General features: G+C 73.4%; 19 protein-coding genes and 1 pseudogene. 18 read left to right on the forward strand and 2 right to left on the reverse strand.

Features of this window, described 5'->3' with window-relative positions:
* The first annotated feature begins 143 nt into the window (after positions 1-143).
* From EF879_RS05055 to glmM, 7 genes are all read left to right on the forward strand, one after another.
* Positions 144-845 (forward strand): class I SAM-dependent methyltransferase, encoded by a 702-nt coding sequence (locus tag EF879_RS05055; RefSeq protein ID WP_123555022.1) that lies wholly within the window; start codon positions 144-146, stop codon positions 843-845.
* 96 nt (positions 846-941) lie between these two features.
* Positions 942-1,196 (forward strand): DUF6364 family protein, encoded by a 255-nt coding sequence (locus EF879_RS05060; RefSeq protein ID WP_123555024.1) that lies wholly within the window; start codon positions 942-944, stop codon positions 1,194-1,196.
* Between the two features lie 49 nt (positions 1,197-1,245).
* On the forward strand, positions 1,246-1,551 hold the full coding sequence (locus EF879_RS05065; RefSeq protein ID WP_199736125.1) for a type II toxin-antitoxin system PemK/MazF family toxin: 306 nt from the start codon (positions 1,246-1,248) through the stop codon (positions 1,549-1,551).
* A 298-nt stretch (positions 1,552-1,849) separates the two neighbouring features.
* Positions 1,850-3,280: a NarK/NasA family nitrate transporter gene (locus EF879_RS05070; protein WP_123555027.1), complete on the forward strand. Its 1,431-nt coding sequence runs from the start codon at positions 1,850-1,852 to the stop codon at positions 3,278-3,280.
* Between the two features lie 391 nt (positions 3,281-3,671).
* A complete protein-coding gene (gene rplM, locus EF879_RS05075) occupies positions 3,672-4,115 on the forward strand; it encodes a 50S ribosomal protein L13 (RefSeq protein ID WP_123555032.1) in 444 nt (147 codons plus the stop codon).
* A gap of 20 nt (positions 4,116-4,135) precedes the next feature.
* Positions 4,136-4,588 (forward strand): 30S ribosomal protein S9, encoded by a 453-nt coding sequence (gene rpsI, locus EF879_RS05080; protein WP_123555445.1) that lies wholly within the window; start codon positions 4,136-4,138, stop codon positions 4,586-4,588.
* 133 nt (positions 4,589-4,721) lie between these two features.
* Positions 4,722-6,074: a phosphoglucosamine mutase gene (glmM, locus tag EF879_RS05085; protein ID WP_123555034.1), complete on the forward strand. Its 1,353-nt coding sequence runs from the start codon at positions 4,722-4,724 to the stop codon at positions 6,072-6,074.
* A gap of 67 nt (positions 6,075-6,141) precedes the next feature.
* On the opposite strand, the gene EF879_RS05090 is transcribed toward glmM, so the two are convergent.
* Both EF879_RS05090 and EF879_RS27500 read right to left on the reverse strand, forming a co-directional pair.
* A complete protein-coding gene (locus EF879_RS05090; RefSeq protein WP_123555036.1) occupies positions 6,142-7,332 on the reverse strand; it encodes a pyridoxal phosphate-dependent aminotransferase in 1,191 nt (396 codons plus the stop codon).
* 140 nt (positions 7,333-7,472) lie between these two features.
* Entirely contained in the window at positions 7,473-8,477 is a 1,005-nt protein-coding gene (locus EF879_RS27500) for a hypothetical protein (RefSeq protein ID WP_199736126.1), read from the reverse strand.
* 246 nt (positions 8,478-8,723) lie between these two features.
* On the opposite strand from EF879_RS27500, the gene glmS reads away from it, so the two are divergent.
* The 11 genes and pseudogenes from glmS (at position 8,724) to EF879_RS05155 (ending at position 18,785) form a co-directional block, all read left to right on the forward strand.
* Complete coding sequence (gene glmS, locus EF879_RS05105; protein ID WP_123555038.1) at positions 8,724-10,637, forward strand: glutamine--fructose-6-phosphate transaminase (isomerizing); 1,914 nt, start codon at positions 8,724-8,726, stop codon at positions 10,635-10,637.
* A 40-nt stretch (positions 10,638-10,677) separates the two neighbouring features.
* Positions 10,678-11,046, forward strand: a complete 369-nt coding sequence (locus tag EF879_RS05110; protein WP_123555040.1) for a holo-ACP synthase — start codon at positions 10,678-10,680, stop codon at positions 11,044-11,046.
* 49 nt (positions 11,047-11,095) lie between these two features.
* The gene (locus EF879_RS05115) at positions 11,096-12,565 is read left to right on the forward strand and encodes an NAD(P)H-hydrate dehydratase (RefSeq protein ID WP_123555447.1); all 1,470 of its coding nucleotides are present in this window, start codon (positions 11,096-11,098) and stop codon (positions 12,563-12,565) included.
* Between the two features lie 46 nt (positions 12,566-12,611).
* Positions 12,612-13,730 carry an alanine racemase gene (gene alr, locus EF879_RS05120; protein ID WP_123555042.1) on the forward strand — a complete coding sequence of 373 codons (1,119 nt, stop codon included), beginning with the start codon at positions 12,612-12,614 and terminating at the stop codon, positions 13,728-13,730.
* A 118-nt stretch (positions 13,731-13,848) separates the two neighbouring features.
* Positions 13,849-14,949 carry an alpha/beta fold hydrolase gene (locus EF879_RS05125; RefSeq protein ID WP_123555449.1) on the forward strand — a complete coding sequence of 367 codons (1,101 nt, stop codon included), beginning with the start codon at positions 13,849-13,851 and terminating at the stop codon, positions 14,947-14,949.
* Positions 14,942-15,442, forward strand: a complete 501-nt coding sequence (tsaE, locus tag EF879_RS05130; RefSeq protein WP_123555044.1) for a tRNA (adenosine(37)-N6)-threonylcarbamoyltransferase complex ATPase subunit type 1 TsaE — start codon at positions 14,942-14,944, stop codon at positions 15,440-15,442. The genes EF879_RS05125 and tsaE overlap by 8 nt, the downstream gene beginning before the upstream one ends.
* An 85-nt stretch (positions 15,443-15,527) precedes the next feature.
* Positions 15,528-16,214 (forward strand): annotated as a pseudogene (locus tag EF879_RS05135) (uracil-DNA glycosylase).
* A gap of 67 nt (positions 16,215-16,281) precedes the next feature.
* Positions 16,282-16,983, forward strand: a complete 702-nt coding sequence (gene tsaB, locus EF879_RS05140; RefSeq protein WP_123555046.1) for a tRNA (adenosine(37)-N6)-threonylcarbamoyltransferase complex dimerization subunit type 1 TsaB — start codon at positions 16,282-16,284, stop codon at positions 16,981-16,983.
* Between the two features lie 8 nt (positions 16,984-16,991).
* Positions 16,992-17,450, forward strand: coding sequence for a ribosomal protein S18-alanine N-acetyltransferase (rimI, locus tag EF879_RS05145; RefSeq protein WP_123555048.1), 459 nt, complete (start codon positions 16,992-16,994; stop codon positions 17,448-17,450).
* Positions 17,443-18,489: a tRNA (adenosine(37)-N6)-threonylcarbamoyltransferase complex transferase subunit TsaD gene (tsaD, locus tag EF879_RS05150; RefSeq protein WP_123555049.1), complete on the forward strand. Its 1,047-nt coding sequence runs from the start codon at positions 17,443-17,445 to the stop codon at positions 18,487-18,489. The genes rimI and tsaD overlap by 8 nt, the downstream gene beginning before the upstream one ends.
* A 41-nt stretch (positions 18,490-18,530) precedes the next feature.
* Positions 18,531-18,785: a hypothetical protein gene (locus EF879_RS05155; protein ID WP_123555051.1), complete on the forward strand. Its 255-nt coding sequence runs from the start codon at positions 18,531-18,533 to the stop codon at positions 18,783-18,785.
* The last annotated feature ends 142 nt before the right edge of the window (positions 18,786-18,927 follow it).

The following is an 18,927-nucleotide window of genomic DNA, read 5'->3' on the forward strand; positions in this document are numbered from 1 at the left end:
GCAGCCGGTCGGCCGGTATCCGGATCTGTCGATGCCGTCGGAGCGGGCCGTGGCGGGTGGTCCCGGGCGTGTCGCGGCCCTTTGCCGAGCCGGTCGCGCCGTCTATATCATGAGATCCTGGTTCCATATATCAGGAGTTGTCGATGGCGGTGGCCTCCCTGTTCGATGCCGTCGCGGGGTCATACGACGAGTCCCGGCGCCGGCTGGTGCCCTGCTTCGACGACTTCTACGGCACGGCGGTCGAGGTGGCCGCCCCGCCGCTACGCCGAGCACGCGCGTTCGGGCGTACCCCGACCCTGCTCGACCTCGGCGCCGGCACCGGACTGCTCTCCCTGCTGCTCGCCGTCGCCGTACCGGGGACCTGCCCGACCCTGCTGGACGCGGCGCCGGCGATGCTCGCGGTCGCCGAGAGGCTGCTCACCCAGCGTGGGATACCGCACCGGATGGTCGTCGCGGACCTGACCGACGCCCTGCCCGGCGGCCCGTACGACGCGGTCGTCTCGGCCCTGGCGATCCACCACCTCGACGACGCCGGCAAGCGCGACCTCTACCGGCGGATCCGGCAGATCCTCTGCCCGGGTGGGGTGTTCGTCAACGCCGAGCAGGTGGCCGGCCCGACGCCGGACCTGGACCACCGGTACGACGAGGTGTGGCTGGCCCAGGTCGTCGCGCTCGGCGCCACCGAGGCGGAGATCGCCGCCGCCCGGGAACGGATGGCGTACGACCGCCCGGCGCCGGTGGCGGACCAGTGTCGCTGGCTCACCGAGGCCGGCTTCGTCGGGGTCGACTGCTTCTACAAGTCGTGGCGGTTCGCGGTCTTCGGCGGTCGACGGGAACTGGACTGAGGCGTTCCGCGCGGGGCCGGCGTACGTTCGGCCCGGCCCGGCCTCCTACCACCGGATGGCATCCCCGTGGGTCATACCCGGAGTAGGCTGGCCGCTATGACTGCCAAGGTGACCCTCTCGTTCTCGGACGAGACGATCGAAGCGGCGCGACGGTTCGCCAAACGCGAAGGAATGTCGCTTTCCGCCTGGATCGACCAGGCCGCCCGGGAGAAGGCGCTGCGGGAGGTTTTCGCCGAGCACGCGGCGGTGGTCAACCGGGCCGGCCTCGACATCGAGGCCGCCGCCCTCGCCGACGCCCAGGAGGCCGAGCTGGTCAACGCGGCGTACCTGGGTCGGCGCGACGCCGCCTGACACGGGAGCGCGGACGGGCGGGAGGGTTGGGCAGGGACGGGTCGGCCACGTGGGGGTGGGCTTGCTGCGCAGGGGCGAGATCTGGCGGATCGAGGGGGCGCGGAGCCGCCTCGGCCTGGTCATCAGCTCCGACATCTACAACTCGACCGAGGTGCCCATCGTGATCGTCGCCGAGGTGGTCGAGGAACAGCTGCTCCGGGACTCGCCGCTCGCCGTCGCCATGGGCGAGCACGTGGTGATGCCGGACCGGCTCTCGTCACCACTGAAGAAGTGGTTCACCGAACGTGTCGGGGTCGCCGACTCCGACACCATGTCCCGGGTCAGCCGGGCACTCCGCATCCTCCAGGACCTCTGAGCGCTCCAGGACCTTTGAGCGGCCCGCGGACAGCGCACCGGTGTGGCCCGCCGCCCGGACCTCGTCGGGCCAGATCTCCGGGCGCGCACCCAAAACCGGTACGTCCGCCGGACCCCAGCACCCCGGTCACCGCCGCACGGCGGCCGGGCCAGGGGTACGCGCTGGACCCGTCACAGCCGGCCGACGCCCCGAGCGGCACCACCTCACGACCTGACCGCCCGTGTCGTGCGCGGACCGTTGCCGGCCCGACGCGGAGCGCGAACGACCGGGAAACCCGCCGCTCCTACGGTCGGGCGGCATGACTGACACCGCCGCCCGTACGGGCACGACGGCCGTCCCCGACCGCGCCGGCAGTCCGGCCACCGTCTCGGCGGCCGGCGCCGGGGCCAGCCGGTCGGGTCGCCGGCACCAGCTCGACGACTGGCGCCCGGAGGACCCGGACTTCTGGCGCACCACGGGGGCGCCGATCGCCCGGCGCAACCTGCTCGTCTCGGTCTTCTCCGAGCACGTCGGCTTCTCGGTGTGGAGCCTCTGGTCGGTGATGGTGCTCTTCCTCGGTCCCGAGTACGGCATCGACCCGGCCGGGAAGTTCCTGCTCACCGCCGTGCCGACCGCGCTCGGCTCGGTCCTGCGGCTGCCGTACACGCTCGCGGTGGCCCGCTTCGGCGGCCGGAACTGGACGATCGTCAGCGCGCTGCTGCTGCTCGTGCCGACGGTGCCGATGGCGATCCTGATCGAGCCGGGAGTCTCGTACGGCACGCTGATGGTGCTGGCGTGTCTCGCCGGGGTCGGGGGCGGCAACTTCGCCTCGTCGATGGCGAACATCAACCTCTTCTACCCCCAGCACCGCAAGGGCTGGGCGCTCGGGCTGAACGCGGGCGGCGGCAACATCGGGGTCGCGACGGTCCAGCTCGTCGGGCTGGCCGTGTTGGCCACGGCCGGCACCGCGCACCCGCGGCTGGTGCCGGCGGTCTACATCCCGTTGATCGTGGCCGCCGCGCTCGCCTCGGCGCACTACATGGACAACATCACCGGGGCCCGGAACGAAAGGCGGGCGATGCGCGAGGCGACCCGGGACCCGCACACCTGGATCATGTCGTTGCTCTACATCGGCACCTTCGGGTCGTTCATCGGGTTCGGCTTCGCGTTCGGCCAGGTACTCCAGGTGCAGTTCCGGGAGCAGTTCGCCACGCCGGTCGACGCGGCGTACCTGACCTTCCTCGGGCCGCTGGTCGGCTCGCTGATCCGCCCGGTCGGCGGCTGGCTGGCCGACCGGTTCGGCGGAGCCCGGGTCACCCTCTGGAACTTCGCGGCGATGGCCGCCGGTGCCGGGCTGGTCTACGTCGCCTCGGGTGAGCGCTCGCTTCCGCTCTACCTGACCGGGTTCGTCGGGCTCTTCGTCTTTTCCGGGATCGGCAACGGGTCGACGTACAAGATGATCCCGGCGATCTTCCGGGCCAGGGCGGCCCGGGCGGTCGCGGCGGGGGAGCTCGACGCCGAGACGGCGCAGCGGTGGGCGTGGCGGCTCTCCGGGGCGCTGATCGGGATCGCCAGCGCGGTCGGGGCCTTCGGTGGGGTACTGGTCAACATCGCGTTCCGCCAGTCGTTCCTCGCGTACGCCAGCGCCGACGCCGCCTACCTCGCCTTCATCGCCTGGTATGCGGTCTGTTTTCTGGTGACCTGGGCGGTCTACCTGCGGCCGTCGCGGACCACCCTGCCGGGGGTGTGACGCTTCTTCCTGATTCTACCTATTCTGTGCCGGTAGGTTCTGAAGGACCGGTGTCGGCAGACGTGCCCGACCGGCTTCCCCGACCGCGGCTGGCGCCCGGCCCGGATCGGTTCCCGGCCGGGGCCGGCCTACCCGCCCGGACGGGCTCTCTCCGGGCCGCCGTGCCGGAGGCCGTCGGGTGCGGCGGGGTCGGGGCGGGACGACCGGGCCCGTTTTGACCCCGCCGGAGGGGACCGGGTATCGTTGCCTGCTGTTGTGTGACAACCAAGTTTTCACGTGACAGCCTAAAGCGTGCCCTCAGGTGCGGACGTGCCTCAGGTACGCTTGGTCGTTTGTGCGCGCCTGGCGACCGGTGCGTGACCCCAGACCGACGACGAGACAAGGTAGACCTGTGCGTACGTACAGCCCGAAGCCGGGTGAAATTGAGCGTCAGTGGCACGTCATCGACGCTTCTGACGTCGTGCTGGGCCGACTGGCCACCCATGCCGCCACGCTGCTGCGGGGCAAGCACAAGCCGACTTTCGCGCCGCACGTCGACACCGGCGACTTCGTTGTCATCATCAACGCGGGCAAGGTGGCGCTGACCGGCAACAAGCGGCAGCAGAAGATCGCCTACCGGCACTCGGGCTACCCGGGCGGACTGAAGCGGATCGGCTACGACGAGCTGCTCGCGAAGCGCCCCGAGCGCGCCGTCGAGCTTGCCGTCAAGGGCATGCTCCCGCACAACAAGCTCGGCCGTAAGCTGATCAAGAAGCTGAAGGTCTACGCCGGTGCCGAGCACCCGCACGCCGCGCAGAAGCCGGTGCCGTTCGAGATCAAGCAGATCGCGCAGTGAGCGCGGGCGAAGGAAACAGCATGACCGACACCATCGCGACCGCCGACGCTCCGGTGCTCGCCCCGGTCGTCCGGGCTCCCCGCGGCGACCGGCCGATCCAGACCGTGGGCCGCCGCAAGGAGGCGATCGTCCGGGTCCGTATCGTCCCCGGGAGCGGCAAGATCATCTGCAACGGGCGGGACCTGGAGGCGTACTTCCCCAGCAAGGTCCACCAGCAGATGATCAAGGAGCCGCTGGTGACCGTCGAGAAGACGGAGACCTTCGACGTCATCGCCAACCTCCGTGGTGGCGGCATCACCGGCCAGGCCGGCGCGCTGCGCCTCGCGGTCGCCCGGGCGCTGGTCGCGAACGACCCCGATGACCGCCCCGCCCTGAAGAAGGCCGGCTTTCTCACCCGCGACGCCCGGGTCAAGGAGAGCAAGAAGTACGGCCTCAAGAAGGCTCGCAAGGCTCCGCAGTACTCGAAGCGCTGAGTGCGCCGCACCCCAGCGGCCACGCGCACGTCCGACCGGAACGGCCGGTACCGCCCCCTCCTGCGGTGGCGGTGCCGGCCGTTCGGCCCTTTCCTGGAGTTTCCATCGGTGTGCTCTCCGGAGGTTTCCGCACATGGGGCGGCTGTTCGGCACTGACGGCGTACGCGGACGCGCGAACGCCGACCTGACTCCTGAGCTGGCGCTGGCGATCGCGGTCGCCGCGGCACACACCCTCGCCGAGTCCGACCGCAGCCACCCGCCCCTCGCGGTGGTCGGCCGGGACACCCGGGCCAGCGGCGAGATGCTGGAGGCGGCGGTGGTCGCCGGGCTCACCAGCGCCGGCGCCAACGTGGTCCGAGTCGGGGTGCTGCCGACACCCGGGGTGGCGTACCTGGTGGGCGAGACCAAGGCGGACTTCGGCGTGATGCTCTCCGCCTCGCACAACCCCATGCCCGACAACGGGATCAAGCTCTTCGCCGCGGGCGGGCACAAGCTGCCCGACGAGGTCGAGCTGCGGATCGAGTCGGCCGTCGAGGCGAACGAGGCGGCGGGCTGGACCCGTCCGACCGGGGCCGGCGTCGGCCGAGTCCACGACCTGCCGGACGGGGCCGAGCACTACGTGCAGCACCTGGTCGATACGGTCCCGCATCGGCTGGACGGCCTCAGGATCGTCGTTGACTGCGCGAACGGCGCTGCCTCGGAGGTCGCCCCGATGGCGTACCGGCAGGCCGGGGCCGAGGTGATCGCGATCCACGCCGAGCCCAATGGCCTCAACATCAACGAGGACTGCGGCTCGCAGCACCTCGACGCGCTCCGCGCGGCCGTGCTGGAGCATGGTGCGGACCTCGGCGTCGCGCACGACGGCGACGCGGACCGGTGCGTGGCGATGACCGCCGACGGTGCGGAGGTCGACGGCGACCAGATCATGGCGATCCTCGCGCTCGCGATGCGGGAGGCCGGCACACTGACCCAGGACACCCTGGTTGCCACGGTGATGAGCAACCTCGGCCTGCGGCTCGCCATGTCCGCCGCCGGGATCCGGCTCGTCGAGACCAAGGTCGGCGACCGGTACGTCCTGGAGGAACTCCGGTCCTCCGGGCTGGCGCTCGGCGGCGAGCAGAGCGGCCACCTGGTGCTGCCGGCGTACGCCACCACGGGCGACGGCATCCTCACCGGCCTGCACCTGATGTCCCGGGTGGCGTCGACCGGCAGGTCGCTCGCCGAGCTGGCGGCCGTGGTGACGAAGCTGCCCCAGGTGTTGATCAACGTGCCGGTCGGGGACCGGACCGTGGGAGCCGGGGCGCCGGCGGTGCTCGGTGCGGTCGCCGAGGCCGAGGCCGAACTCGGCGAGACCGGCCGGGTGCTGCTCCGCCCGTCCGGTACCGAACCGCTGGTCCGGGTGATGGTGGAGGCGCCGACCCGGGAGCTCGCCCAGAGCGTCGCGGAGCGGATCGCCGCCCAGGTACGCGCGGCCAGCCCGGTGTAGCCCCGGCCCTCCGCGCCGATCGTGGCTCGTCGCCCCGAAGCCGCCCGGCCTCGGGGCGACTCCGTGGTCAGTGGGAGGTGAGTCGGCGGAGCCGGGAGGCCGCCTCCGCCAGCACCTCGGGCCGCTTGCAGAAGGCGAACCGGACCAGCCGTCGGCCGGCCTCGACGTCGTCGTAGAAGACCTGGGTCGGCACCGCCACCACCCCGCAGCGCTCCGGCAGCGTACGGCAGAACTCCACCCCGTCCCGGCCGCCGAGTGGACTGATGTCGGCGGTGACGAAGTACGTCCCCTCCGGCGGCAGCACCCCGAACCCCGCCTCGCGCAGTCCGGCGACGAGCTGGTCGCGGCGCGCCTGGAGGCCGGCCCGGAACCCGTGGTAGTAGCTGTCCGGCAGGCCCAGCGCCACCGCGACCGCCGGTTGCAGCGGCGCCCCGTTCACGAAGGTGAGGAACTGCTTCACCCGCAGGGTGGCGGCGACCAGCGGAGCCGGCCCGCTGGCCCAGCCGATCTTCCAGCCGGTGCAGGAGAAGGTCTTGCCCGCCGACGAGATCCGCAGGGTGCGCTCCCGCATCCCGGGCAGGCCGGCCAACGGGAGGTGCGGGCTGCCGGCGTCGGTGAAGACGAGGTGCTCGTAGACCTCGTCGGTGACCGCGTACGCGTCGTACTCCTGGCACAGCTCGGCGATCAGCGCCAGCTCGTCGGCGCCGAAGACCTTGCCGGTCGGGTTGTGCGGCGAGTTGAGCAGCACCAGGCGGGTTCGCGGGCCGAACGCGGCCCGCAGGTCGGCGGGATCGAACCCGTACCGCCCGTCGGCGCCGGGCCGGAGCGTGACCGGGCGGCGGACCGCGCCGGCGAGCGCGATCGACGCCGCGTACGAGTCGTAGTACGGCTCGAAGCAGACCACCTCGTCGCCCGGCTCGGCCAGGCCGAGGATCGCCGCGGCGACCGCCTCGGTCGCACCGGCGGTGATCAGCACCTCGCCGTCGGGGTCGTACTCCAGGCCCCAGAACCGCCGCTGGTGCGCGGCGACCGCCGCGCGCAACGCGGGGATGCCAGGGCCCGGCGGATACTGGTTCTGCCCACTGCGCAGCGCATCGACCGCCGCAGCCAGCATCTCCGCCGGGCCGTCCGTGTCCGGGAACCCCTGGCCGAGGTTGACGGCGCCGGTACGCGCCGCCAGCGCCGACATCTCCGCGAAGATGGTGGTGCCGAACGGGCGCATCCGGCGCACCAAGGGGTCATCGGTGCTCGTCGTCACCCATTCACCCTAGGCGAATGGCGGAGGCGAGCCAGAAGGCAGGCTGTCCGCGACGGTGACCGCCACCGCGATGGTGGCGATCACCGTCGGGCCCGCTCCATGAACGCGGGGCCCGGACGGGCACGGGGCGCCCGACCGGGTCAGAAGAGGTTGGCGCTGCAGCCCACCGAACCGCGGCCCGAGCGGGTGTCGACCTGCTTGCCGTCGAAAATGATTCGGCAGGTCATCTCCCCGGAACCGCTGCGGCGGGTGGCGACGAGCGTGGCGAGGGGCACGCCCGAGGGCACGTCGACCGCCACGCGGAAGGGAAGCTCCTTCTCAGCTGCCACGGGCGTCCGGCCGTTCTCACTCGGCAGGTAGTTGATGAAGGCGCTCCCCTCGCCGTCGATCTCGTAGACCAGCCGGCCGTCGCCCGAGCCGCCTCCGGAATCCCCCGGAGCGGCCGTCCCACCGGTCCCGTCCGTCCCACCGGTGCCCTCGGCCGAACTCTCCCCCGAAAGGTTCTGGTAGAGGAAGTAGCCGCCCACGGGGCCGCCGACGCAGCAGAGCAGCAGGACCACGACGAGCGCGATGATCAGACCGGTCTTCGACTTCTTGGCCGGGGCGGCGGGCTGGCCCGGTTGTCCGGGTTGCCCCGGCGGGTATCCGGGACCGGACGGGTATCCGGGCGCACCCGGACCGCCGGGCTGGTACGGCTGGTACGGCCCGCCGGCGGCCGGCGGTTGCGGCGTCGAGGGCTGGGGCGGCCCGTACCCCCCGGTGCCCGGGTTCGGCGCGCCGCTGGTGGGGTATGGCGATGCCGGGGTGCCACTGGTCGGGTAGGCCGCGGCCGGCGGGCTGCCCGTCGGGTACGGCGGAGTGGCCCCGGCGCCGGTGGCCGGCGGCCCGTACGGGTTGGGCGGCGGTGGGGTCGGCGCGTAGGGCGAGACCACCCCGCCCTGGCCGTACGTCGTCGGCTGGGGCGGGCTGAAGCGGGTCGTCGGGGCGTTTTCCTCCTCGGCGCTGCCCGGCGGGGATGGCGGGGCGAACTTCGTGGTCGGTGCGTTCTCCTCGTCGGAGGATCCCGACCCGGATGCCGGGCCGAACCGGGTGGTCGGCGGCTCCGGCGCGGACAACGGGTCGTAGGAGGAAGGAGGCTCGGTCATCGGGGTTAGCTCCAGATTGCGGACAGCAAGGGTATGGCGAGGTGGTGCCCGAGGGCTATGTAGGCCGATGCGCCAGTCACCGTACCGCGTCCGTGCTGGTGGCGAGGTACCGGTAAGGGTCGGGCGCGGTGGGTGACAGGGTGCTCGCCGACTGGTCCCGGCCACCGACATATCGAGCAGGCGCGGTGATCGAACGAATGGCTTTCGCGCATGTCCGATGAGCGAATCTAGGTTAGGCTGCGGTCCATGTGTGGAATCGTGGGATATGCCGGTGCCAGGCCGGCGCTGGGCATCGTGCTGGACGGGTTGCGCCGGTTGGAGTACCGCGGCTACGACTCGGCCGGGGTGGCGGTCGTCCACGACGGCGAGCTGCTGACCGAGAAGAAGGCCGGCAAGCTGGCCAACCTGGAGAAGGCGCTGTCCGAGCGGTCGACGGTGGAGCCGGGCTCCGATCTCGACGGTGGCGCCGGAATCGCGCTCGGCACCACCGCGATCGGCCACACCCGCTGGGCCACCCACGGCGGCCCCACCGACCGCAACGCCCACCCGCACCGCGCGCACGACGGCCGGGTGGCCGTGATCCACAACGGCATCATCGAGAACTTCGCCAAGCTCCGGGCCGAACTGGAGCGCCAGGGCGTCGAGTTCGTCAGCGACACCGACACCGAGTGCGCCGCGCACCTGCTCGCCGGCGAGCTGGCCCGGCTCCGCGCCGCCGGCGAGCCGGACGGTCCGCACCTGCTGGCCGCGGCGATGCGACAGGTCTGTCAACGGCTGGAGGGCGCCTTCACCCTGCTCGCCGTGGACGCCGGGATCCCCGGCGCGGTGGTCGGCGCGCGGCGTAACTCGCCGCTGGTGGTGGGTCGGGGTGTCGGCGAGAACTACCTGGCCAGTGACGTCTCGGCCTTCATCGAGCACACGCGGGACGCGGTCGAACTCGGACAGGACCAGGTGGTCCTGATCACCGCGGACGACATCGAGATCACCGACTTCGCCGGCCGGCCGGCGAGCGGTAAGGACTTCCACATTGGCTGGGACGCCTCGGCCGCCGAGAAGGGCGGCTACGACTACTTCATGCTCAAGGAGATCGCCGAGCAGCCGCAGGCGGTCGCCGACACCCTGCTCGGCCGGCTCACCGAGAGCGGCGAGATCGCGCTCGACGAGGTCCGCCTCACCGACCAGGACCTGCGGGACGTCGACAAGATCTTCATTGTCGCCTGCGGCACCGCCTACCACTCGGGCATGGTCGCCAAGTACGCCATCGAGCACTGGACCCGGATCCCCTGCGAGGTCGAACTCGCCAGCGAGTTCCGCTACCGCGACCCGGTCCTGGACCGCTCCACCCTGGTGGTGGCGATCTCCCAGTCCGGCGAGACGATGGACACCCTGATGGCGCTGCGGCACGCCAAGGAGCAGAAGGCCCGGGTGTTGGCGATCTGCAACACCAACGGCGCCACGATCCCACGCGAGTCGGACGCCGTCCTCTACACCCACGGCGGCCCCGAGATCGCGGTCGCCTCCACCAAGGCGTTCCTCACCCAGCTCGTCGCCTGTTACCTGATCGGCCTGCACCTCGCGCAGGTGCGCGGCATCAAGTACGCCGACGAGGTCGCCGCGGTGGTCGCGCAGCTCCAGGAGATGCCGGAGAAGCTGCGCCGGCTGCTGGCCGGGATCGAGCCGGTCCGCGAGCTGGCCCGGGAGCTGCGAAACGCACCGCAGGTGCTCTTCATCGGCCGGCACGTCGGGTTCCCGGTCGCGCTGGAGGGGGCGCTGAAGCTCAAGGAGCTGGCCTACATGCACGCCGAGGGGTTCGCGGCCGGTGAGCTGAAGCACGGCCCGATCGCCCTGATCGACCAGGGGACCCCGGTGGTCTGCATCGTGCCCTCCCCGGCCGGTCGCGGGGTGCTGCACGACAAGATCGTCTCCAACATCCAGGAGATCCGGGCCCGGGGCGCCCGGACGATCGTGATCGCCGAGGAGGGCGACCGGACCGTGGTGCCGTACGCCGACCACCTGATCCCCGTGCCACGGACCCCGACCCTGCTCGCCCCGCTGGTCACCACGGTCCCGTTGCAGGTGCTCGCCTGCGAGATCGCCGCCGCCCGCGGGCACGACGTCGACCAGCCGCGCAACCTGGCCAAGTCGGTCACCGTGGAGTAGCGGGCGTCCGCGTGCGGCGGACGCCGGTAGGGTGAGGCGCGTGATCGTCGCAGTCGGCATCGACGTCGTACGGGTCGACCGGTTCGCCCGGGCGCTCGCCCGGACGCCGCTGCTGGCCGACCGGCTCTTCACCGAGGCGGAACGGGTCACCCCCGCGGGCCGTCCCCGGCGGCCCGAGTCGCTCGCCGCCCGGTTCGCCGCCAAGGAGGCGGTGGCCAAGGCGCTCGGTGCCCCGGCCGGGCTGCGCTGGCACGACTGCGAGGTCGTCGCCGACCCCGACGGCCGGCCGGGGCTGACCGTCGCGGGCACGGTCGCGGCCGCCGCCGCCGCGCGTGGGGTCCAGCGCTGGCACCTGTCGTTGTCACACGACGGCGGCATCGCCTCGGCGATGGTGGTGGCGGAGCGATGACGACGTCGTGGGGTCGGTCGACGGCACCGACGGGGAGCGGGGGGTCCGGATGAGGCCGGTCTGGCGGGTGGCGGACGTCCGCGCGGCGGAGCAGGCCCTGATGGCGACCCTGCCGCCGGGAACGTTGATGCGGCGGGCCGCCGCTGGACTGGCCGGACACTGTGCACGGTTGCTCGCCGGGCGGGGCGGGGTGTACGGCGCCCGGGTGCTGTTGCTGGTCGGGTCTGGCGACAACGGCGGCGACGCCCTCTACGCCGGGGCCCGGCTCGCCGGCCGGGGGGCCGCCGTCGCGGCCCTGCTCCTCACTCCCGAGCGGGCCCACCGGGGCGGGCTGGCCGCGTTCCGGGCTGCCGGCGGGCGGGTGGTGACGGAGCTGCCGTCCGGGGCCGACCTGGTTCTGGACGGGATCGTCGGGATCGGCGGCACCGGCGGGTTGCGCGAGCCCGCCGCTCGGCTGGTGGCCGGGCTGCCCGGGCTGCCTGGCCGGGACGGGAGGCGGGCCACGGTGGTGGCCGTCGACGTACCGAGCGGGGTCGCGGTGGACACCGGTGACGTACCCCGGGGGGACGGGTTGCCGACCGCGGTCACCGCGGATGTCACGGTGACCTTCGGCTGCCTCAAGCCGGCCCTGGTCGTCGGGCCGGCCGCCGCCCGCGCCGGCCGGGTCGAGCTGGTCGACATCGGCCTCGGCCCGTGGCTGCGCGCCGCTGCGGCGCTGCGGGTCACCGAGTGGTCCGACGTGGTCGACTGGTGGCCCCGGTTCGGGCCGGAGGCCGAGAAGTACAGCCGGGGCGTGGTGGGGCTGGCGACCGGCTCACGGACGTACCCGGGGGCGGCGGTGCTCTCGGTCGGCGGCGCGCTCGCCGGGCCGACCGGCATGATCCGGTACGCGGGCGGCGCCCGGGCCGAGGTGCTGCGCCGGTACCCGTCGGTGGTGGCCACCGACCGGGTCGCCGACGCCGGCCGGGTGCAGGCCTGGGTCTGCGGCTCCGGGCTCGGCACCGACGAGGCCGCGGCCGCCGAGCTGCGTTCGGTGCTCGCCGCCCCGGTGCCGGTGGTGCTGGACGCGGACGCGCTGACGCTGCTGGTCGACGGATCAATGGCGGAGTGGCTGCGGCAGCGGAAGGCGCCGACCGTGGTGACCCCGCACGACCGGGAGTACGCCCGGCTGGCCGGCGAGGCGCCGGGCGCGGACCGCGTGGAGGCGGCGCTGCGGATGGCGAGCTGGATGAACGCGGTCGTGCTGCTCAAGGGGGATCGGACGGTGGTCGCCACCCCGGACGGGCGGGCGGCGGTCAACCCGACCGGCACTCCGGCGCTGGCCACCGGCGGGACCGGGGACGTGCTGGCCGGGCTGCTCGGTTCGCTGCTGGCCGCCGGGCTTGCGGCCGACCGGGCGGCGCTGGCGGCGGCGTACCTGCACGGCCTGGCCGGCCGGGAGGCGGCCCGGCATGGTCCGGTGAGCGCGTCCGACGTGGTGGACGCGCTGCGGCCGGTCGTCGCCGAGCTGCTCCGATAATCCCCACCGTCGGCGACGTCGATCTACCGGGCAGTACGCTGAGCGCATGTGGCAGGCCGAGGTACGCGTCGACCTCGACGCGATCCGCGACAACGTCGCCCGGCTGAGGTCCGGGACGAACGCCGAGCTGATGGCCGTGGTCAAGGCCGACGGGTACGGCCACGGCATGGTCCCGGCGGCCCGGGCCGCGCTCGACGCCGGGGCGGCGTGGCTCGGTGTCTGCACGCTCGACGAGGCGCTGACCCTGCGCCGGGCGGGGATCACCGCCCCGGTGCTGGCCTGGCTCCTCTCTCCCGGGCTGCCGCTGCACGAGGGGGTCGTGGCCGGGGTGGATCTGGCCGGGGCGAGCGTGGCGCAGCTCGCCGAGCTGGCCGCCGCCGGGGAGCGGGCCGGGCGCCCGACCCGGGTGCATCTGAAGATCGACACTGGCCTCTCCCGAGGCGGCGCGACCCCGGACGACTGGCCCGACCTGCTCGACGCTGCCGCGAAGGCCCAGGCCGACGGGGTGATCGAGGTGGTCGGGGTGTGGAGCCACCTGGCGTACGCCGACGCCCCCGGCCACCCGACGATCGACCGACAGGTGGCGGTCTTTCAGGAAGGGCTGGCGATGGCGGAGCGGGCCGGCCTGCGGCCCCGCTACCGGCACCTGGCCAACTCGGCGGCCACGCTGACCCGCCCCGACACCCACTTCGACCTGGTCCGGCCGGGTATCGCCCTCTACGGGCTCTCGCCGGTGCCGGGGGAGCGGTTCGGGCTGCGGCCGGCGATGACCGCCCGCGCCCGGGTGATGCTGACCAAACGGGTGCCGGCCGGTGCCGGTGTCTCGTACGGACACACCTACGTCACCGACCGGGAGACGACCCTGGCCGTCGTGCCGCTGGGCTACGCCGACGGGGTGCCCCGGCACGCCTCGAACGTCGGCCCGGTCCAGCTCGGCGGGCGGGTGCGCCGGATCGCCGGCCGGGTCTGCATGGACCAGATCGTGCTGGACTGCGGCGACGACCCGGTCGCCCCGGGCGACGTGGCGACGTTCTTCGGCAGCGGGGCGGACGGCGAGCCGACCGCCGACGACTGGGCCGAGGCGGTCGGCACCATCAACTACGAGATCGTCACCCGGTTCGGCGGGGTCCGGGTCACCCGCAGCTACGACGGGTGGTCCGGGTGAGCGCGAGCGGGCCGGGCCCGCGGGCGTCGTGGGTACGACCGGACGGCGGGCCCCGGTGAGCGCTCGACGGACGGCGACCGGGCTCATCCCGGCGCAGCGCCAGCCCGCGCGTCGCTTCGTGGGACGTTCCGGGCTGCTCCGGGTCGCCGGCATCATCGGCGCGGCGGCCGGGGTGGCGGCGGCCGGAATCGCCGCCGGAGTCGCCGCCGAGCGGGCCGTGGTCCGGCGCTCCCGGGCCACCCCCGACGACCCGTACGCGGACGAGCCCTTCGGCGCGCTGCCGTACGACGAGTCGTGCACGATCACGACCGCGGACGGCACGGACATCCACGTCGAGCTGGTCGGCCCACCCCCCGGACCGGATCGGCCGACCCTGGTCTTCGTGCACGGCTTCTGCCTCGACATGGGGACCTTCCACTTCCAGCGGCGGGTCCTCACCGAGCGGGGCGAGGACCGGATGGTCTTCTACGACCAGCCCGGACACGGCCGCTCCGGCCGGCTGAGGTCGGGGGAGTACCAGCTCGCGGCCCTCGGCGAGACGCTGCGCGCGGTGATCGACCGGACCGTGCCGACCGGCCCGCTGGTGCTGATCGGACACTCCATGGGCGGTATGACGATCATGGCGTTCGCCGAGCGGTACCCGGAGATGTTCGGCGACCGGGTGGTCGGCACGGTGTTGATGGCGACCTCGGGCGGGCTGGTCGCGGAGACGAGGTTCGGCCTGCCGGCGATCATCGCCCGGGCCGGTGCCCCACTGTTGCCGGTGGTCGACAACGCCACCCGGCTGACCGGCAGCGTGCTCGACCGGGCCCGGCGGGCGTCGGCCAACCTCGCCTGGCTCCTCACCCGCCGGTACGGCTTCGGCAGCCCGTCACCGAGCCCGGCGCTGGTCTCCTACGTGGAGCGGATGAACGCCCGGACCTCCACCGAGACGGTGGCCCGCTACCTGCGTACCCTCTATTCGCACGCCCGCTACCCGGCCCTGGCCGCGCTCCGGAACGCCCCCACGCTGGTCATCGTCGGTGAGCGGGACATGATCACACCGGTCACCCACTCCGAGGAGATCCTCCGCTGGCTTCCCGACGCCGAGTACGTCAAGGTGCCCGACAGTGGGCACGTGGTGATGCTGGAGCACGCCGACGAGGTCAACACGGCGTTGCTGGACTTCCTCGACCGGTTGCCGGGACGCGCGACGAAGGCGGTCGGTTCGGATGACTGACGCCCTGCGCGACGCGGCGCTGGTCCGCGACCTGCCCACCGTGGCGGACACCCGGGCGTTCGGGCGTCTCCTCGCCAACCTGCTCCGCCCCGGCGACCTGCTGGTGCTGACCGGGCCGCTGGGGGCCGGGAAGACCGTGCTGGTGCAGGGAATCGCCGCCGGGTTGGCGGTTGTCGGCGACGTGACGTCGCCGACGTTCGTGATCGCCCGGGTGCACCGGCCGGACCGCGCCCGGGGCGGCCGGGTCACGCTGGTGCACGCCGACGCGTACCGGCTCGGGGACGCGGCGGATCCGCGGGCCGAGATCGACGACCTCGACCTGGACGCCTCGGTGGAGGAGTCGGTCACCGTGGTCGAGTGGGGTGAGGGGATGGTCGAGCAGTTGGCCGACGCGCATCTGCGGATCCGGCTCGACCGGCGCGACGACGACACCCGACGGGTCACGCTGACCCCGGTCGGCGGTGACTGGGCCGAGCGGCTCGCCGGGCTCTGAGGGCAGGGCCCGCACGGGGGAATCCGGGGTGTCGTACCGGACTTCTAGAGTGCGGGGGACGATCGCGGATTCCGAGAGGCTACCCATGACGTTGGATCTTCCCGCCCTGCTGCCCCCGGCCTGGCGTACGGCGCTGGAGCCGTATCTCGACCCCGCCGCCACCGCCGCGCTGGGCGAGTTCGTCGCCCGGGAGTACGAGACCCAGACCGTATTCCCGCCCCTGGAGGACCTCTTCGCCGCGTACCGGCTCTGCGGGCCGGAGCAGACCCGGGTGCTGATCCTTGGCTAGGACCCGTACCACAAGCCTGGCCAGGCACACGGCCTCAGCTTCAGCGTCCGCGACGGCGTTCCGGTCCCGCCGTCGCTGCGCAACGTCTTCAAGGAACTCGCCGACGACCTGGGAGTGCCGGTCTCCCGCAGCGGCAACCTCACCCCCTGGGCCCGCCAGGGAGTCCTGCTGCTCAACGCGGTGCTGACGGTGCGGCAGGCCAGCCCGGGCTCGCACGCCAACAAGGGCTGGGAGGACTTCACCGACGCCACGATCCGGGCCCTCGACGCCCGCGCGGAACGGGTGGTCTTCCTGCTCTGGGGCGGGTACGCCCGGAAGAAGGCGGCGCTGGTCACCAACCCGGTGCACGTGGTGCTGGAGGCGGGGCACCCGAGCCCGATGAACCCGCGGGGCTTCCTCGGCAGCCGCCCGTTCAGCGCCGCCAACAAGGCCCTGGCCGACGCCGGTCTCCCCACCATCGACTGGGACCTGACGGCCGGCTGACGTCGGTGCCGGCCGTGCCGGGGCGGGTCCCGCGAGCCGGTCCGGGCCGCCCGGTTAGGGTGCCTGTGTGCTCGTACTCGTGCTCGACTCGTCGACTCCGGCGGTGACCGCCGCACTGGCGGAGATCACCGCCGACGCTGTCGTCCCGCGTGTCGAGCGGAGCAGGGTCGACGCCCGCGCCCACGGCGAACTCCTCGCCCCGCAGGTGGCCGAGGTGCTCGCCGAGGTCGGGATCCGCCCGGCCGCGCTGGCCGCCGTCGTCGCCGGGGTCGGCCCCGGTCCGTTCACCGGGCTCCGGGTCGGCCTCGTCACCGCCGCCAGCATGGGCCAGGTGCTCGGCATCCCGACGTACGCCGTCGGCTCGCTCGACGCCCTCGGCCACGCCGCCACCCGTCCGGGCCCGGACGCCGCGCCCGAGGCCGGCCCGGTGCTGGTCGCGACCGATGCCCGGCGGCGCGAGGTCTACTGGGCGGTCTACGACCCGGCCGGTGGGCGGCTGGTCGGGCCGGCGGTCGACGTCCCCGCCGTGGTCGCGGAGCGGGCCCGCGAGCAGGGCGTCCGGGTCGCGGTCGGCGAGGGCGCCCGACGATACGCCGACGTCCTCGGCCTGCCGCTCCGGGGCGGGCTGGACCACCCCCCGGCGTACGCCCTGGCGGAGCTGGCGGCCGAGCGGATCCGGGCGGGGGCGCCGGGTGACCGGCTGACCCCGCTCTACCTGCGCCGTCCGGACGCCGTGGCGGCGACCGGACGCAAGCCGGTGCTGCGGTAGGGGCGCCGGTGGCCAGGTTGAGCCGGTTCCGGTGGTGGCACATCGCCGACGCGCTGCCGATCGAGAACGACCTGTTCGGCGCCGAGCGGTGGTCGGCGGCGATGTTCTGGAACGAGTTGGCCAACGGGCACTACTACGTGGCGGCGCTGGACGACTCGGACGCGCTGGTCGGCTACGCCGGCCTCGCGGTCGCCCCGCCGGACGAGGCGTGGGTGCAGAACGTCGCGGTACGCCGGGACCTGCAGCGCGGCGGCATCGGCCGGATGATGCTGACCGAGCTGATGGCCGAGGCGACCCGCCGGGGCGTACGCCGCGTGCTGCTGGAGGTGGCGGTCGACAACGCGCCGGCACAGCGGCTCTACGCGACCTACGGCTTCGAGCCGGTCGTGGTGCGTAAGGGCTACTACCAACCGAGCAACACCGACGCGCTGGTGATGCAGGCCGAACTGGGGCAGGCGAATGGCTGACGAACCGTTGGTCCTCGGGATCGAGACCTCCTGCGACGAGACCGGTGTCGGTGTCGTCCGTGGGCACACCCTCCTCGCGGACGCGCTCGCGTCCAGTGTGGCGGAACACGCCCGGTTCGGCGGCGTGGTGCCGGAGGTGGCCAGCCGGGCCCACCTGGAGGCGATCGTGCCGACGATGCAGCGGGCGCTCGACGAGGCCGGGGTGACCCTGGCCGACGTCGACGCCATCGCGGTGACCGCCGGCCCCGGGCTGGCCGGCGCGCTGCTGGTCGGGGTCGCCGCCGCCAAGGGCTACGCCCTCGCCGCCGAGAAGCCGGTGTACGGGGTCAACCACCTCGCCGCCCACGTCGCGGTCGACACCCTGGAGCACGGGCCGCTGCCCGAGCCGGCGATCGCGCTCCTGGTCTCCGGCGGGCACTCGTCGCTGCTGCTGGTCGACGACCTGGCGACGAGCGTGACCCCGCTCGGCGCCACCATCGACGACGCGGCCGGCGAAGCGTTCGACAAGGTGGCCCGGCTGCTCGGGTTGCCGTTCCCGGGCGGCCCGCCGATCGACCGGGAGGCCCGGGGCGGGTCACCGGACGCGATCGCCTTCCCCCGCGGTCTGACGGCGCCCCGCGACATGGCGGAGCACCGCTTCGACTTCTCGTTCTCGGGTCTGAAGACCGCGGTCGCCCGCTGGGTCGAGGCGCGGGAACGGGCCGGCGAGCCGGTGCCGGTCCCGGACGTGGCTGCGTCCTTCCAGGAGGCGGTCTGCGACGTGTTGACCAGCAAGGCGATCGACGCGTGCCGGACCCACGGGGTCGAGACGCTGGTGCTCGGCGGCGGGGTGGCGGCGAACTCCCGGCTGCGGGCCCTGGCCGAGGAACGGGCGGCGAGGGCCGGCATCCGGGTACGGACGCCCCGGCCGAAGCTCTGCACCGACAACGGGGCGATGGTGGCGGCGCTCGGGTCACACCTGGTCGCCGCCGGGGTGGCGCCGAGCCGGCTGGACCTGCCGGCCGACTCCGCGATGCCGTTGACGACCGTCAGCGTGTAGGGTTCCGGCGGCGATACAGGCGGGAGGGAGAGCTGACCGACGTGATCGTACGGATGTGGGAGGCCCGGGCCGAGCGGGGCCGCACCGCCGAACTGGTCTCCTGGGTCTGCGACACCGCGCTTCCGGAGGTGGAGCACAGTCCGCTGCACATCTCCAGCGAGGTCTTCTCCTCCGCCGACGAGCGGGTCGTGGTCATCTCCCGGTGGCGAGGCGAGCCCCTGCCGTTGCCGGAGCCTCCGTTGCGGCTGGTCGCCCGTCCGCCGCACCACTGGGACTTCACCCCGGTCGACCGCTGACCACACCCCGTATCCCTCGGTCGTCCGGCCCTGGTCTCCGAGCCGGCCGGCCTCCGGCCGCGTCCTCACCGGCGCCGGGTGCCTGACCAGGGCAGATCCGACTCGTCCCGGACGTTATGGTCGCGCCTGACGGGGTATAGCG

This window comes from Micromonospora sp. HM5-17 (assembly GCF_003762835.1).
GTDB lineage: Bacteria > Actinomycetota > Actinomycetes > Mycobacteriales > Micromonosporaceae > Plantactinospora.